Origin of the sequence: Hymenobacter baengnokdamensis (genome assembly GCF_008728635.1) — a bacterium.
In the GTDB taxonomy this organism is placed as follows: Bacteria; Bacteroidota; Bacteroidia; order Cytophagales; family Hymenobacteraceae; genus Hymenobacter; species Hymenobacter baengnokdamensis.
Window position 1 is genome coordinate 2,816,215 of record NZ_CP044285.1, and the last position, 16,410, is coordinate 2,832,624.

At 61.5% G+C, this 16,410-nt stretch carries 12 protein-coding genes; 3 read left to right on the top strand and 9 right to left on the bottom strand.

From position 1 onward, the window contains the following. Positions 1-303: 303 nt before the first annotated feature. From katG to F6X24_RS12065, 3 genes are all read right to left on the bottom strand, one after another. The gene (gene katG, locus F6X24_RS12055) at positions 304-2,571 is read right to left on the bottom strand and encodes a catalase/peroxidase HPI (protein ID WP_151088240.1); all 2,268 of its coding nucleotides are present in this window, start codon (positions 2,569-2,571) and stop codon (positions 304-306) included. A gap of 793 nt (positions 2,572-3,364) precedes the next feature. Continuing rightward, entirely contained in the window at positions 3,365-4,225 is an 861-nt protein-coding gene (locus F6X24_RS12060) for a hypothetical protein (protein WP_151088241.1), read from the bottom strand. Between the two features lie 142 nt (positions 4,226-4,367). Then, positions 4,368-5,633, bottom strand: a complete 1,266-nt coding sequence (locus tag F6X24_RS12065; protein ID WP_151088242.1) for a competence/damage-inducible protein A — start codon at positions 5,631-5,633, stop codon at positions 4,368-4,370. A gap of 118 nt (positions 5,634-5,751) precedes the next feature. Between F6X24_RS12065 and F6X24_RS12070 the strand changes: the two genes are divergently transcribed. Both F6X24_RS12070 and F6X24_RS12075 read left to right on the top strand, forming a co-directional pair. After that, on the top strand, positions 5,752-6,558 hold the full coding sequence (locus tag F6X24_RS12070; RefSeq protein ID WP_151088243.1) for a DUF4197 domain-containing protein: 807 nt from the start codon (positions 5,752-5,754) through the stop codon (positions 6,556-6,558). 270 nt (positions 6,559-6,828) lie between these two features. Beyond that, positions 6,829-8,385: an aryl-sulfate sulfotransferase gene (locus F6X24_RS12075; protein WP_151088244.1), complete on the top strand. Its 1,557-nt coding sequence runs from the start codon at positions 6,829-6,831 to the stop codon at positions 8,383-8,385. A 96-nt stretch (positions 8,386-8,481) separates the two neighbouring features. Here the strand turns inward: F6X24_RS12075 and F6X24_RS12080 are convergent, their stop codons facing one another. From F6X24_RS12080 to F6X24_RS12105, 6 genes are all read right to left on the bottom strand, one after another. Beyond that, a complete protein-coding gene (locus F6X24_RS12080) occupies positions 8,482-8,838 on the bottom strand; it encodes a hypothetical protein (protein ID WP_151088245.1) in 357 nt (118 codons plus the stop codon). A 291-nt stretch (positions 8,839-9,129) separates the two neighbouring features. Further along, the gene (locus F6X24_RS12085) at positions 9,130-9,750 is read right to left on the bottom strand and encodes an ABC transporter ATP-binding protein (protein WP_151088246.1); all 621 of its coding nucleotides are present in this window, start codon (positions 9,748-9,750) and stop codon (positions 9,130-9,132) included. Further along, complete coding sequence (lpxA, locus tag F6X24_RS12090) at positions 9,750-10,556, bottom strand: acyl-ACP--UDP-N-acetylglucosamine O-acyltransferase (protein ID WP_151088247.1); 807 nt, start codon at positions 10,554-10,556, stop codon at positions 9,750-9,752. The genes F6X24_RS12085 and lpxA overlap by 1 nt, the downstream gene beginning before the upstream one ends. 118 nt (positions 10,557-10,674) lie before the next feature. Beyond that, positions 10,675-12,072, bottom strand: a complete 1,398-nt coding sequence (locus F6X24_RS12095) for a bifunctional UDP-3-O-[3-hydroxymyristoyl] N-acetylglucosamine deacetylase/3-hydroxyacyl-ACP dehydratase (RefSeq protein ID WP_151088248.1) — start codon at positions 12,070-12,072, stop codon at positions 10,675-10,677. A 155-nt stretch (positions 12,073-12,227) separates the two neighbouring features. Next, a complete protein-coding gene (gene lpxD, locus F6X24_RS12100) occupies positions 12,228-13,268 on the bottom strand; it encodes a UDP-3-O-(3-hydroxymyristoyl)glucosamine N-acyltransferase (RefSeq protein ID WP_151088249.1) in 1,041 nt (346 codons plus the stop codon). 172 nt (positions 13,269-13,440) lie between these two features. Continuing rightward, positions 13,441-14,739, bottom strand: a complete 1,299-nt coding sequence (locus F6X24_RS12105; RefSeq protein WP_151088250.1) for a sugar MFS transporter — start codon at positions 14,737-14,739, stop codon at positions 13,441-13,443. 177 nt (positions 14,740-14,916) lie between these two features. On the opposite strand from F6X24_RS12105, the gene F6X24_RS12110 reads away from it, so the two are divergent. Continuing rightward, a complete protein-coding gene (locus F6X24_RS12110) occupies positions 14,917-16,398 on the top strand; it encodes a sialate O-acetylesterase (protein ID WP_151088251.1) in 1,482 nt (493 codons plus the stop codon). Positions 16,399-16,410 lie beyond the last annotated feature (12 nt).

The window sequence follows — 16,410 nt, forward strand, 5'->3', positions numbered from 1 at the left end:
AGACTTAGCTGGACGCTTAGTGACAGCTTCTGGCTTACTAGCCAAGGCAATTGCCCACCCCTGGGCCACCGCTGAAGCCGGCGTTAGTAACCAGGCTTTGCGCCCCGGCCAGCCGAGCGGCCGGGCCGGGGCTGGTCCTCACTCGTCGCAAATTCGGGCTTGGTCGCCAGCTGGTTGCAGCCGACTAAGCAGGCTCAAAAAAGTATAAAAAAACGCCGCCCCGTTGCCAGGGCGGCGTTTTTTAGTATAGCAGGCAAGTGGTGGCCCGTTGCCGGTTCCTACTTGCCATTCGCTGGCTTGGCCCTACGCTTTCGCCAGGTCGAAGCGGTCCAGGTTCATCACCTTGGTCCAGGCGGCCACGAAGTCGTGGACGAACTTCGGGCCGGCGTGGTGGGTACCGTACACTTCGGCAATGGCGCGCAGCTCCGAGTTCGAGCCGAAGATGAGGTCGACGCGGGTGCCGGTCCACTTCACCACGTTGGTTTTGCGGTCGCGGCCCTCAAACACCTGGTCGGCGTCGGAAGTGGCCTGCCAGGTGGTGCCCAGGTCGAGTAGGTTCAGGAAGAAGTCGTTGGTGAGCGTGCCCGGCCGGTCGGTGAACACGCCGTGGCTTGAGCCATCGTAATTGGTGTTCAGCACGCGCAGGCCCCCCACCAGCACCGTCATTTCAGGGGCGGTGAGGGTCAGCAGCTGCGCCCGGTCGATGAGCATCGCCTCGGCAGCGGCCTCGTGGTTGGCGCGCAGGTAGTTGCGGAAGCCATCGGCGTGGGGTTCCAGCGCCTCGAACGACTGCACGTCGGTCTGCTCGTGCGACGCATCGGTGCGGCCGGGGGCGAAGGGCACCTGCACCTCATAGCCGGCTTCCTTGGCCGCCTGCTCGATGGCCACGGAGCCGCCCAGCACAATCAGGTCGGCCAGCGACACGCGCTTGCCGCCCGTTTGCGCGGCGTTGAATTCCTGCTGAATGCCTTCCAGCGTATCAAGCACTTGGCTCAGCTCGGCCGGGTTGTTGGCTTCCCAGTATTTCTGGGGCGCCAGCCGAATGCGGGCCCCATTGGCGCCACCGCGCTTGTCGGAGCCGCGGAATGTGGAGGCCGAAGCCCAGGCCGTGCGGATGAGCTGCGCGCCAGAGAGGCCGCAGGCCAGGAGCCGGTCTTTCAGCGCTACGATGTCGGTCTCGTCAACCGGAGCGTAGTCGGCCGCCGGAATCGGGTCTTGCCAGATGAGCACCTCGGCGGGCACCTCGGGGCCTACGTAGCGCGAGCGGGGGCCCATGTCGCGGTGCGTGAGCTTGAACCAGGCCCGGCTGAAGGCATCGGCAAACTCCTCGGGGTTGGCGTGGAAGCGCCGGGAGATTTTCTCGTAAATCGGGTCTTCACGCAGGGCGATGTCCGAGGTCAGCATAAACGGCGCGTGCGACTTGCTCGGGTCGTGGGCATCGGGAATGGTGCCGGCGCCGCCGTTGTTTTTGGGCTTCCACTGGTGAGCGCCGGCCGGGCTCTTGGTCAGTTCCCACTCGTAGCCGAAGAGGTTGTCGAAGTAGCCATTGCCCCACTTGGTGGGGGTGGAGGTCCAGGCGCCTTCCAGGCCGCTGGTGATGGTGTCATCGGCGTTGCCGGTGCCATAAGAGTTCAGCCAGCCCTTGCCCTGCTGCTCGATGCCGGCGGCGGCCGGCTCGTGCGCTATGTACTTGGCGGGGTCGGCCGCGCCGTGGGTTTTGCCGAAGGTGTGGCCACCGGCAATCAGGGCCACGGTCTCCTCGTCGTTCATGGCCATGCGGCCGAAGGTTTCGCGGATATCGCGGGCCGAGCCCAGCGGGTTCGGGTTGCCGTTCGGGCCTTCCGGGTTCACGTAAATCAGGCCCATCTGCACAGCGGCCAGCGGGTTTTCCAGCTGCCGGTCGCCGGTGTAGCGCTTGTCGCCGAGCCACACCCGCTCCGAGCCCCAGTACACGTCTTCCATCGGCTCCCACACGTCGGCGCGGCCGCCCGAGTAGCCAAAGGGCTTCAGGCCCATCGACTTCAGGGCGCAGTTACCGGCCAGAATCATGAGGTCGGCCCAGGAAATCTGCTGGCCGTATTTCTGCTTGATGGGCCACAGCAGCAGCCGGGCTTTGTCGAGGTTTGCGTTGTCGGGCCAGCTGTTGAGCGGGGCAAAGCGCTGCATGCCCGCGCCGGCGCCCCCGCGGCCGTCGGCAATGCGGTAGGTGCCGGCGCTGTGCCAGGCCATGCGGATGAAGAAAGGTCCGTAGTGGCCGTAGTCGGCCGGCCACCAATCCTGCGAGGTGGTCATCAGCTCGAACAGGTCCTTTTTCACGGCATCCAGGTCGAGCTTCCGGAACTCCTCCACGTAGTTGAAGTTCTCGCCCAGCGGGTTCGACAGGGCCGACTGCTGGCGCAGGATGTTGAGCGGCAGCTGGTTGGGCCACCAGTCGCGGTTGCGGGGGCCACCGCCGGCCGTTTGCTGCGGCAGTGTGCCCGCCAGAAACGGACATTTTGCCGCCGACGGGTCGTTCATGAAATGCTCCGTGGTGTTGGATGCGGGAGCGTGCTTGTTGTGGTCTTCAGCCATTGCAAAAAAAAGTGAGTAGCTAAGGTTTGAGATGTAAAGTAATATGTAAAAATTATTATGTATTGTTGAAGCCTTTCCCCGAAAAACTGGAAATACGAGCAAATTACCAGCAAATACTGTTTAGGTTTGGGTGCTGCCGGCAAAAGATTTTGGCAAAGCGCTGCCAGCTTACTTCTGGAAGTCGGTTGAGCGTACTCAAGAGCTTGCGATTAAGGAAGCCGGCCAGCATTTTGTTTAAAAAAGTTTTATCTCAATAATCTGCCCGTCCGACGTCCTTGCTGGCTAGTGCTTGGCCCGCCCAACAGCTGGCTCTTTTAAGCTGGGCTATTGGCAACACCAGTCCGCCGTTTTTTATTCCCTGCACGACTCGCATCATGGCCGCCCAGCCTGCCCGCGCGGCACGGCTCCCGGCCTGGCTGGGATATTTCAGCAGCAGCTGGCCAGCTCCTTTGCCCCGTACTAGCAACTTTGCGCTCATGACCATTGCCGACCTGCGCCGACAACCCTGATGCTGTTCGGAGGCGTAAGCGGCAGCCGCCTACGCCTGCAAGCTGACCCATTGCGCCTGATAGGGCTATGCTGAAAAACAACCCGACCGTGCTCGAACTACTCGCCACACCAGCCAATTGCCTCATCTGCCAGCAATTTTCAGCCAACTCAACTAAATCCCTAGCGCAATTGCGGAGTTAGTGTACGGCCAGTCAAGTAGCGCGGACTTTTAGTCCGCCCGCCTCCGGCCGACCTACTGGCGGACTAAAAGTCCGCGCTACAGTCCAGCGACTTCCAAACCGCGCTAGAATAAATAGCGTACGCTTAGGCCGCTGGCGAGGCTTTGCACGGGCGTAGTCAGGGTAGTGGCTACGTGCGCGGTGGGCGTTTGCAGGTCGAGGCGGATGTCGCGGGCCGAGCGCACGGGGCTCCACAGCTGCCGTACCGTCAGGTCGAGGTGCAGGTGCGGCCGCACGCGCCAGCTGCCGCGCAGGCCGGCTTCGAAAACGGCGATGGTAGTGGCTTCGTGCGCGAGCCCGAGCGTGGCCGTTGCCAGCGTAGTAGTGCCCGAGGGGGCCGCAGGCCCGACGCCGACGCCCCCGTTGCCGTCGGTGTAGTGTACTTCCGTACCGTAGGGGCTGATAACGGCGTTGGCGTCCGACCCGGTCCAGGCCGGGCCGCCGCCCGCCATCACGCTCAGCCCCAGGCGGCCGCCCAGGCCCAGCACCTGCACCACCCCGCGCACCGGCACGTAGAGGTAGTCGTGCGTATAGCTTTGGCCGAAACCGAGGTAGCTGCTGCCGTCTTCCCACTCATAAGTGTAGCCCGTCAGCACGGGCAGGTCCTGAACGCCAGCCTCCAGGCTGAAGCGCGGCGAAAAGCGGTAGCCGCCGGTCAGTGCCCCGCCCGGCAATACCTCTCTGCCCTGAATCAGCTCTTTGCCCTGCGCTGCCAGATTAGGTGCGCCCGGCGACAACTTCGTTAGCTGATTAGCATAGAGAATGCCTTCTATCCCCACGTAAAACTTCAGGGTGGCCGCCGTGGTTTCGCTGCCGTGGCGCTTCTGCACAAACAGCTTGTGCACGGCAAAAGCCCTATCCCGACCCTGCGAGTAGCCGGTTAAGTAGCTGAAAAGTACAACTATGAAAATAGTAAAATCCCTCATAATTCCAGCTGATTGCTGCCCGAAGGTAGCGGCAAATCGGATGAGTGGATGTCCGGGAGCGCCCGCTGAGCTGTAGGAGCTGTAGCAATGCTGAAAATAAAGCGGTTCAGGATTGGTTTTCCGCATTCCTGAACCGCTTCAATCACACCTTCAGCAGGGCGGCTTCGTGGTGCCCGGCCAGTTGCTGCCACAGTAGGATGAGTACGGCCTGGGTGGTGTACTCGATGTTGGTCTGCCGGCCGCGGTCGACGCTGAACTGCCGGCTCACGGTGCCGGCCGGCGTGGCGCAGGCAATACAGATAGTACCCACCGGCTTGAGAGGCGTGCCGCCGCCGGGGCCGGCAATGCCGCTGGTGGCCAGGGCCACGTCGCAGCCCAGGCGGGCACGGGCACCTTCAGCCATCTCGCGCACAGTAGGCTCGCTCACGGCGCCGTGCTGGGCCAGAGTGGTGGCTTCTACGCCGAGCAGGCTTTCTTTCAGGTCGTTATCATACGCCACCACGCTGCCCCGAAAGTAGGCCGAGCTGCCCGGCACGCTGGTGATGCGCTGGGCCACCGCCCCGCCGGTGCAGCTTTCGGCGGTGCCGAGCTGCCAGCCTTTCGCTTGCAGCAGCCGGCCCACCGCTACTTCGAGCGGAATATCTTCTTCGGCGAATATATAACTGCCAATGTGCTCGCGCAGAGCAGGCAGTAGCTTTAGCATGCGGTCACGCAGGTTCGGCTCATCGTCGGCGGTACCGGTGAGGCGTAGGCGCACGCTGCCCAGGCTGGGCAGGTAGGCCAGCTTCACGTTGGGCGGCAGGGCGGCCTCCCAGTCCTTGATTTTCTCGGCCAGAAACGACTCGCCCAGCCCGGCCGTCATGATAACCACATGCTCGATGGGCGCCAGCTGAAACTTCGCCTGGAGGCGGGGCAGCACCTCGTCGGTCATCAGCTTTTTCATCTCAAACGGCACGCCGGGCATACTGATAAACACCGTGCCGCCGTCCTCCAGCCACATGCCGGGCGCGGTGCCCACGGCGTTGGGCAGCACCTCGCAGCCGGCCGGCACCAGCGCCTGCTGGCGATTCACGTCGAGCATGGGCCGGTTGAAGCGCTTGAATATCTCCTCCACGTGGTGCAGCGTGGGCTCGTGCAGCACCAGCTCGCGGCCGAAGTACCGGGCCAGCACGTGCTTGGTGAGGTCGTCCTTGGTGGGGCCGAGGCCGCCGGTAGTCAGAATAACCTTGGCGCGCTGCCGGGCCTGGTCGAGGGCGGCCACTATCTCGTCGGCGCGGTCGCTCACGCTCGTAATCTGGCGCACGCGCAAGCCCAGGCGGCCGAGCTGCTGGCCCATGAAGGCCGAATTGGTATCCACGACCTGCCCGTAGAGCAGCTCGTCGCCGATTGTCATTATTTCAACGTCCATGAGCGTAGCCTGAATAGTTTGGCAGGGTTTTATAGAGAACTTTGCAGCGCGATGCTTGCAGGACAGCCACGTCGGCCGTCTGGTTTTTTAGGCCGCGCATTTTCTTTTTTAGGTAAATATGAAAAACCTCTTCCTTCTGGTGGCGTTGCTGGCTGCCGTGCCGGCCCTAGCCCAAACTACCAAGAAAACGACTGCCAAGAAAGCAACGGTTGTAAAGAAAGCACCCGCGAAGGCGACTACGGCCAAAAAAACTACCACGACGGCCCCCAAATCGACGACCGTCGCTACGCCGGCTCCCGCCCCGGCAGCCCCCCTCACGCAGGCCGAAGCGGCCAGCGGCCTGCGCGAAGCCCTCACTACCGGCGTGACCAAAGCCGTGGCCTTCGCCTCCGAGCCTGATGGCTTTAACCTCAACGACGACATTCGCATCCAGTTTCCGCCCGATGCGCAGCTGGTGGCTACCACGCTCGGCGCCCTGCCCCTGGGCAAGCAGGCCGTGGAGCAGGCTACCAATCTGCTCAACCGCGCCGCCGAAGCCGCCGCGCCCCAGGCCAAGGATATTTTCCTGAACGCCGTGCAGCAGCTGACCCTCACCGACGCGCTCTCGCTCGTGACCAGCTCGCAGAAAGATGCGGCCACTCAGCTGCTGCGCAAAAACTCGGAGGCGGCCCTCAACGCGGCGCTGCGCCCCAGCATCGTGCAGAGCCTCGACCAGGTAGGGGCCAACGCGGCCTACAGCAAGCTCATCGAGCGCTACAACAAGATTCCGCTCATGACGCCCGCCAGCACCAACCTCACCGACTACGTGACCAAGGAAACGGTCGATGGCCTCTTTATTCTGCTGGCCCAGCAGGAAGCCAAAATCCGTCAGAACCCGGCCGCGCAGTCCACCGCCATCCTCAAGCGCGTGTTTGGAGGCAAGTAGGATATTTATTAGTTTTGAATGAAGTAAAAAGCGCCTGCGGCTATGTGCCGCCGGCGCTTTTTGCGTTGTAAGATAGTCTGGCTAATGCATTAAAAATTCATTTAATGACCCTTGAAAACCTTATCAGCTCATTCTCAGCTACAATCTTGTGTAAAGAAACTATGTGTTAGAATATTCTTACTACCCGTATTAAACTTTGCCGAGAAGCCAGTGTCTTGCGGTCTGTGCTTTCGAGCACACTACCTACCCAAACACTTTTCTTTTCTGCACATGAAATTCTATTATGCAACGCTGGCACTAGGCGCAGTAGCGCTGGCTGGTTGCCACCACGAAGAGGTAATTCCCCAGCCGGCTACCCATGTTACGGCGCAGCTGGCGCTGGCGCCCGGCGCGGTGGTGGTTAACCCAACGGGTTATGCGCCCCTGGCGGCGCAGCTTTCCTTTACCTATCCGGTGGCGGGCCGCACCAAGCTGGTCGTACACGGCAAGCACGGCGCCGACTCCGACGTGGTGCAGCAGTTCGACGATAGCGGTACTGCTCATTCGGTGCCCATTCTGGGGCTTTATGCCGACTTCGATAACAAAGTAGAGGTGCAGCTGACCGATGCCCAGGGGCTGGCCCTCGCCGATACGACCCTTACCATCCATACCGGGGCGCTACCGCCCGCAATGCCTACCGCCATTACGGTAACTACCGCACCAACTCTGCCACTGGGCGGCAATTTTACGCTGGTAAGCAACTTCAGCGCCTCCAACCCGCAGGTGCCGCTTATTGTAGACAACTACGGCGACATCCGGTGGCTGCTCGACTACAGCAGCCACCCGGTGTTAAAGCAGCTTTCGTACGATTGCGGCATTGCCCGGCTTCAGAATGGCAACTTCTACTTTGGCGATAAAACCACGAGTGGCTTGTACGAGGTATCGCCCCTGGGCAATATAGTAAATCAGTGGAGCCTGCCCGGCTATACCTTCCACCACGAAATGTATGAGAAGCCCGATGGCAATTTTCTGGTATCAGTAAGTAAAGTGGGCAGCACCCACCCCGACGGCAGCCCCACCGACGAAGATTATATTGTGGAGATAGACCGCCACGCCAACCGCGTAGTACAGGAGTGGGACCTCAAGCAGAGCCTGAATGAAACCCGCCATGCCCTGGAGCCCGACCCCACCGACTGGGCCCACGTAAACGCGCTGTTTTATGATGCTACTGATAATACCATCGTGGTGTCGGCCCGCTACCAGGCAGTAGTCAAGCTCACCTACGACAACCACGTGAAGTGGGTGCTGGCCCCGCACCGGGGCTGGGGCCCTAACCACCAGGGCCAGGACCTGAGCCAGCTGCTGCTAACCCCACTCGATGCCAGCGGCCGGGCCATTACCGATACGGCCGTGGTAAATGGCTCGGCCAACCACCCCGATTTTGAGTGGAACTGGTACCAGCATTCTACCCTGCCGATGCCCAACGGCGACCTGCTGCTGTTTGATAACGGTACCAATCGCAACTTTATCCACAATGCCCCCGAGCACTACAGCCGGGTGGTGCAGTACCACATAGACCCGATTCGGCGCACCGTGCAGCAAGTATGGACGTACGGCAAGGAGCGGGGCGAGGACACGTATTCAGCTATTGTGTCGCGGGTGCAGTTCCTGCCGGCTACCAACCACATCATGTTCTGCCCCGGCTACCAGGTGCCCAACGGCAGTGGCCTGGGCGGCAAGATTATTGAGGTCGATTACGCTACCCACAAGGTGCTGTTCGAGATGCAGATGAGCGCCGCCAACGGCTGGGGCTTTCACCGGGCGCAGCGCGCAAGTATCTACCCATGAGGCCAGTGAGTAATGGGTAATGACGAATGGGTAATGGGTAATGCATTCTGCCTATATAAACGGCACTACCCATTACCCATTCGTCATTATCCATAATTAAAAGTCGCTGTCGTAGTCGTCGCCCCGGCTGCGGCCACGCGGAGAGCTCCCGAAAAGGTCATCATCGTCTTCGGCATCGAGGTCGTCCTCCTCGTCGAGGGGAGCCAGGCCGCTGCTGCCGTCGGGGTCTTCGGCCGCTTCGGCGGTCGCAAATTCCTCTTCGGTCATCGACGCAAGGTCGAGGGCTTCGTCGTGCGAAGAGCCCGTGTCGCGCCACATCAGGTAATCGGCGTATTTGGCCGAAAGCTGGTCTTCGCCGGTGCCGTGCGTTTTAGCGCCGCCAGTGCGGGCAAAAGTGTCGAGCTTATCGTCGTCGTCTAGTTCGTCGTCGTCCAGGTTATCGTACTGTCGCATAGCAAAAGGGCAGTAGAGGGTAGTTGAAAAGGTTTTTGAGCGTAGGGCGAAGATACGGCCAACGCCGAAATGGGTTGGCGGGCCGCAGCCAATAAGTTGCCCCAAGCCAGCCTCAAGCCGTCAATGGCACCTTGCGGTAGATGTCGGCCAGCGTCAGCCCCACTCCGATAGCCGGCAGGGGCACCACGGCATCCAGCCCTTCAAACGTATCGAAGGCCCATACCTTATGCTCGCGCCAGGTGCCCAGGCGAGCACGTTGGAGTAGCCTAAAAATAAGCCGTAACGTTATCCTTACTGAAAGTCGGTAATGCGTACCTGCGCCTCACAAAAGCTGTATTCGGCCGGTACGTTGGACGACACAATAACCAGGCGGTCCGCATCGCGCACCTGGGCTACGTGCTCCTGATACCAGGCCGCGCCCTGGGCGTCGAGGTTGGTGGTGGGCTCGTCGAGCAGCAGCAGCGGCGCCGCCGTGTACAGGGCCAGCCCCAGCTTAAGGCGCTGCTTCATCCCCGACGAAAACGTGCGCACTGCCTGGTGCCGCGCTTTGTGCAGGTACATAATATCGACCAGGCCGGCTACCGTGAGGCCTGGCCGCAGTGGCTTCAGGCGGGTATGAAACGCCAGCAGCTCCAGCAGGGTAAAGTCTTCGGGCAGCTCCAGGTAGGGGGCGCAGTAGGCGAGGTGGCGCGGCACTTCGGTAGCCGCTAGCGGCTGCCCGGCCAGCGAATAGGCTACCTGACCTTCCGTAGGCAGCAGCTGCCCGGCCAGAATACTGAGCAGGGTGCTTTTACCCGCCCCGTTGGGGCCGAGAATAGCCGTGGCGGTGCCAGGGCGGAAGTCGTGGCTGAGCCGCCGGAAAATCCATTGCCGGCCGTAGCGGCGGCCCAGGGCCTGGGCGTTGAGATACATTATTCGGCGCCTTCTTCCGGCAAGCTGCCGCGGCTTGGGCCCTTGATGATGCCGCGCGCGGCGGCTCGCACAAACTCCACTATCTGGTCGCGCTCGGGCGAAGGCGGCAGCTCTACCTCAATGCGGCTCAGCGAATCGGTCATGGGTAAGCCGCTGAGATACAAGGCCCGGTACAGCTCATGAATAGAGTTTACCTGCGTTTCGCTGAAGCCCCGGCGGCGCAGCCCTACCGAGTTGACGCCGGCGTAGGCCAGCGGCTCGCGGGCGGCTTTTACGAAGGGCGGCACGTCTTTACGAACCAGCGAACCGCCGGCAATAAATGCGTGAGCGCCTATATTTGTAAACTGATGAATAGCCGTGGTGCCGCCGATAATGGCCCAGTCGCCCACCTGCACATGGCCCGCCATCTGCGTCGCGTTGGAGATAACGCAGTGGTCGCCTACCAGGCAGTCGTGGGCAATGTGCACGTAGGCTTGCAGCAGGCAGTGGCTGCCTACCACCGTGCGGCCGCGGTCTATGGTGCCCCGGTTCACGGTCACGCACTCGCGCAGCACCGTGTAGTCGCCGATATGGGCCGTGGTTATTTCGCCGGCAAATTTCAAATCCTGGGGTATCCCCGATATGACAGCACCCGGAAATATCTGACAGTTGGCCCCGATGCGGGCGCCGTCCATGATGGTCACATTTGGCCCAATCCAGGTGTTTTCGCCAATCTCCACGTCACCATAAATAGTAGTAAACGGTTCGACGGTAACTCCCGGCGCAAGCCGGGCGGCAGGGTGGATATGAGCGAGAGGGGAAATCATTTTTTCAATTAACAATTAACAGTTAACAATTAACAACTTTTGAAAGAACATTCCACATCGTCCAGAAAGCAAGGCAAAAAGAACGGCTGTTAAATGTTAATTGGTAAATGTTAAATGACTACACGTTATCCTTGCGAACGATGGCGGCGCTCATTTCAGCATCCATGACCACTTTGCCATTCACGAAGGCCTGTCCTTTCATCTTGGCAATGCCGCGCTTGATGGGCGAGGTAAGCTGGCAGTGGAAGATAATGGTATCGCCGGGCAACACCTTTTTGCGGAAGCGGCAATTTTCGATGCCCAAAAAGTACTGCCAGTAGTTTTCGGGGTCGGGCACCGTGTTCATTACCAGAATGCCGCCGGTCTGGGCCATGGCCTCCACCTGCAACACGCCCGGCATCACGGGGTTGCCCGGAAAATGGCCCTGGAAAAAAGGCTCATTCATGGTCACGTTCTTCACGGCCGTTACCATCTGCGAGTCGAGGTGAATCACCTTGTCGAGCAGCAGAAACGGGTAGCGGTGGGGCAGCACCTGCATAATGCGGTTGATGTCCATCACCGGCTCGCGGCTGGGGTCGTACACCGGCACGGGGCTGGTGTTGCCTTCGAGCATCTTCTTTTTGATGCGCTTGGCAAAGGCTACGTTGGCGGCGTGGCCGGGGCGGGCGGCCAGAATCTGGCCTTTTAAGGGGCGGCCCACCAGGGCAAGGTCGCCCACCAGGTCGAGCAGCTTGTGGCGGGCCGGCTCATTTTTGTGGCGCAGGTCGACGTTGTTGAGAATGCCTTCCTTTTTCACCGACACTTTGGGCTTGCCCAGCATGGCGGCCAGCTCGTCGAGCTCGTCTTCACCCACTACGCGGTCTACCACCACAATGGCATTGGAGAGGTCGCCGCCCTTAATCAGGTTCGACTTGTAGAGCTGCTCCAGCTCGTGCAGAAAGCAGAACGTGCGCGACGAGGCAATCTCATCGCTGAACTGCCCGATATCGGTGAGCGTGGCGTGCTGCGAGCCCAGCACCGGCGAGTTGTAGTCGACCATCACCGTGAGGCGGTAGTCGGCCAGCGGCAGGGCGGCAATCTCCACGCCGCGGGCGCTGTCGATGTAGCGGATGGTATCCGGAATCTCGTAGTAGTTGCGCAGCGCGTTCTGCTCTTCGTAGCCTACCGAGTTCAGGGCCCGGATAAACTCATACGACGAGCCATCCATGATGGGCGGCTCGGGGCCGCTGAGCTGAATGAGCACGTTGTCGAGCTGCAGGCCGACCAGGGCGGCCAGGGTGTGCTCTACGGTATTGACGCGGGCCCCATTCTGCTCGATGGTAGTGCCGCGCGAAAGGTCCACCACGTTGTCGACGTCGGCATCGACGAGGGGCTGGCCGGGCAAATCGACGCGCTGAAACTTGTAGCCGTGGCCCACCGGAGCGGGGCAAAACGTCATGGTCGCTTCCGCGCCGGTGTGCAGGCCAATGCCCCGTACCGTTACGGGCGCCTTGATAGTGTGTTGTTTATCGTTCATTTTTCGAGTTGTCAGCTGCCAGCTGTCAGTTATCAGAGGAATGCGCCGCGTAAGCAGTGGGTTGAAAGACAGGCTGCTTACGCCGCTTTTTACCCTGCCGACAACGGGCAGCTAACAACTGACAACTAGCAACTGACAACTAAGCCAGTGCAAAGCTAAAGCTTTTCCGGCGTGCTTTGGGCCTTCTCGAGCTGAGCCACGCGCTGTTCGAGTTCGGGCAGCCGCCGAAAGGTGACCTGGGCCCGTTGGTTCTGCTTAAAATCGAAGGCCGTAGAGCCCTGCAGAATGGTGCCTTCCTGCTTTACCGTTTTGCCGACGCCCGACTGCGCCGTCACGGTTGTTTTGTTGGCCAGCGAGATGTGGCCCGCCATGCCCACCTGCCCGGCCAGTACGCAGTAGTCGCCCACTTTTGCCGAGCCGGCAATGCCCGTTTGGGCCGCTACTACGGTGTGGCGGCCAATCTCGACGTTGTGGGCCAGCTGCACCAGGTTGTCGATTTTGCTGCCCTGCCGCACCACCGTCGAGCCCAGCGTGGCGCAGTCGATGGTGGCATTGGCCCCGATGCTCACGAAGTCTTCCAGCACCACGTTGCCAATCTGCGGAATGGCTTTGTAGGAACCGTCGGGCTGGGGGGCAAAGCCAAAGCCATCGGTGCCTACCACGGCCCCGGCCTTTACTACGCAGTAGCGGCCAATAACCGTATCGGCATAAATCTTGGCTCCGGCGTGAATAACTGAGCCCTGGCCAATGGTGACCCGGTCGCCAATATAGGCGTGGGGGAATATAAGCACATCGTCGCCCAGTACGCAGCCTTCACCGATATACGAAAAAGCGCCCCGGTAATGCCCCGTACCGATAGTAGAGCTTTCGCCCATAAAAGCCGGCTGCTCGACGCCGCGGCGACCCGTGCGGGTTGCCTGCTGGTAAAATTCAAGCAGCTTGGTAAACGCCAGGTAGGGGTCGTCTACCCGGATGAGGGCCGCGCTCACGGGCTGGCGCAGCACCAGCCCGGGGCTGACCATCACCGCGGTAGCGCCCGTAGTGTATAAAAAGGATTCGTACTTGGCATTTGCCAGGAAGGCCAGCGCGCCCGCGCCAGCTTCTTCAATTTTTGCCAGGCTCGAAACAGCGGCATTTGCGTCGCCCTCTACGGTGCCGCCCACTACCTGGGCTATCTGACCAACAGTAAACTTCATAGGCTACAAAAGTACGGGTGCGCCCGCTAGTGAAACCCGACCGTACTTTCGCCGCAATAGTTCCGCCGGAGCTTGCGCTGCCGCGCCATGAGCGGGAGGTACGGCAGCGCTCCTTGTGGCAAACCCGAGGCCAGGCTGGGTCCGCAGTCGGGCGGCTGGCTTTCGCTTTATTTTAGTGAAAAATGGGGTCGGGCGCTACCGCAGCGGCCGGCCGGCTACCGCGCAGCCCATACCAGCCGATGTAGAGGTAGCAGAGCATTGGCAGCGCCAAGGCCCAGCGCAAGCCCGGCCCATCGGCCACGGCCCCGAACAGCATCGGCACCAGCGCCCCGCCCACGATAGCCGTACACAGCAGCCCGGAAGCCTCCTCAGTGTGCCGGCCCAGGCCGGCTACAGCCAGGGTGAAGATGGTCGAGAACATGAGCGAGTTCATCAGGCCCACTGCCAGCAGGCTCCACATGGCCAGCGCGCCGGTCGAGCTGATGGAGAGCAGAATAAGCGCTATGGCACCCGCCGCGTTGAACGCCAGCAGCCTGGTAGGGGAGAATTTTTGCAGCAGGTAGGCCCCGGCGAAGCGCCCAACCATGGCCGCTCCCCAGTAAAAGGCGACTTTCTGGCCGGCCGCCTGCGGGGCAAGGCCCAGCACGCTGGGCAGGGCCAGGTAGCTTACCAGGTGCGAGCCGATAGCTACCTCGGCGCCCACGTAGGCAAAAATGCCTAGTACGCCCAGCATCAGGTGGCGGTAGTGCCAGGCGCGGCGGTGGCTGGCGGCCGAGGCTTCCGCTTCGGCCGGTATGAGCTGGGGCAGGTTTACCCGGCTCAGCAGCAAGCTGATGAGCAGCAGCATACTACCAATTACCAGGTAGGGCAGCTGCACTGCCCGCACATCAATGCTGGCTGCCGTAGTAGCAGTATTCAGTGCGGGCAGGCGGCTAAGCAGAAAGGCGCTGCCCAGTACCGGCCCGAGCGTGGTGCCCACCGAGTTGAATGCCTGCGTGAGCGTGAGGCGGGCCGAAGCCGAAGCCGGCGGCCCCAGAATGGCCACGTAGGGGTTGGCGGCCACTTGCAGCAGGGTGATGCCCGATGCCAGCACAAACAGCGCCCCCAGAAACAGCGGATACGCCCGCTGAGCGGCCGCCGGGTAAAACAGAAAGGCCCCCACGGCCGCTACCACAAAGCCCAGCAGCATGCCGCGCTGATAGCCCACCCGCGCTACCAGCTTGCCGGCCGGAATGCTCATTAGAAAATACGCTCCGAAAAAGCACAGGTTAATCAGGTTGGCCTGGGTGTAGGAAAGCTGAAAAATGGCTTTCAGATACGGTATGAGAATGTCGTTGAGGGAGGTAATAAACCCCCAGAGAAAAAACAAGGTCGTCACGGCGCTCAGGGCCGACGTATAGCGTGGGGTTTCGGTGGCAGCGCCCGCCGCGCTGGCGGGCTGGGTGGGAGAAGAGGAAGTGGGAATGGCCATGTGGGCAGGATGTTTCAGAAACGAACCCACAAGGTATTCGTTTCTGAAATGCCCCGCCCGGCAAAAGACTTTTGCCAGGGGGCGGGGAGCGGCTTTTGCTAAAAATTACCTGAGCTAATTGACTTACCGGCCCGACCTTCGTCCCGGCGGCACCGATACTTTTCTCGTTCCCATTTTATGTTTCGTAATAAGCTGGCGGCTATAGTCTGCCTGACCGGCCTGACCCTATCAGCCGCCCACGCTACCGTACGCCTGCCCGCGCTGGTGGGCAGCCACATGGTGCTGCAGCGCAATCAGCCGCTGCCGCTCTGGGGCTGGGCCGCGCCGGGCGAGGCTGTCAGCGTCAGCTTTCTGGGGAAGACCTATCGGGCTACTGCACCCGATTCGGCCGGCCGCTGGCAGGTCACGCTGCCGGCTATGCCCGCTGGCGGGCCCTATACTATCACGGTGAAGGGCCAGAACACCCTGGAGCTGACCGATGTGCTGCTCGGCGATGTGTGGCTGGCCTCGGGGCAGTCGAATATGCAGTTTAAGGTGAAGGATAGCAACCCCAACGGCTACCAGCCCGTGCAGCAGGCCGACCAGGAAATAGCGGCGGCTACCTGGCCGCGCATCCGGTTTTTTACCGTGAGCCCGGCCGTGGCCTACCAGCCGCAGGCCGAGGTAAGCGGCAGCGGCTGGCAGGTGTGCAGCCCGGCTACGGTGGCGCAGTTTTCGGCAGTGAGCTACTTTTTTGCCCGCGACCTCTGGCAGCGATATCAGGTGCCGGTGGGGGTGGTGGTGAGCAGCTGGGGCGGCACGCCCGCCGAGGCCTGGACCAGCGCCGAAGGCCTCCGGCATTTTCCGGAGTTTGAGGCGAGGGTTGCCGATTTTACGCACAAAAACACCGATATCCGCACTGACGCTTCCCTGCCCGGCGGCCCCCAAATGCAGCCCACTGCCCTCTACAATGGCATGATTGCGCCGCTCCAGCCGCTGGCACTCACGGGCGTAATCTGGTATCAGGGCGAAAGCAACGTGGAGCGGGCCGAGCAGTACCGCACCCTTTTTCCGGCCCTGATTGCCGACTGGCGCCGGCACTGGGGCCCGGAGCTGCCCTTTCTGTTTGTGCAGCTGGCCAACTGGCAGCCCACTCAGCCTCAGCCTGCCGAGTCGGAATGGGCCGAGCTGCGGGAGGCGCAGGCGCTGGCCCTGCGGCTACCCTGCACCGGCATGGCCACCACCATTGATATCGGCGAAGCGGCTGACATTCACCCCCACAACAAGCAGGAGGTGGGCCGCCGCCTGGCCCTGGCCGCCCGCCATGTAGTGTACGACGAGGCAAACCTGGTGTACAGCGGCCCCACCTTCGCGGGCATGACTATAGCCGGGCCGGCCGTTCGCCTGAAGTTTGCAAATACCGGCGCGGGCCTGCTGGCCAGAGGCGGCCCCACCCTGCAAGGGTTTGCCGTAGCCGGAGCCGACCATCAATTTTACTGGGCCACGGCCCGGCTGGCGGGCAAGGAGGTAGTAGTGCAAAGCAGCCAGGTGGCGGCCCCCGTAGCGGTGCGCTACGACTGGGCCGACAACCCGACGGGCAACCTGTACAATACCGCAGGCTTGCCGGCCGTGCCCTTCCGCACCGATACCTGGCCGGGGATTACCAGCGGTAAAAAATAGTAAATTTGCTAT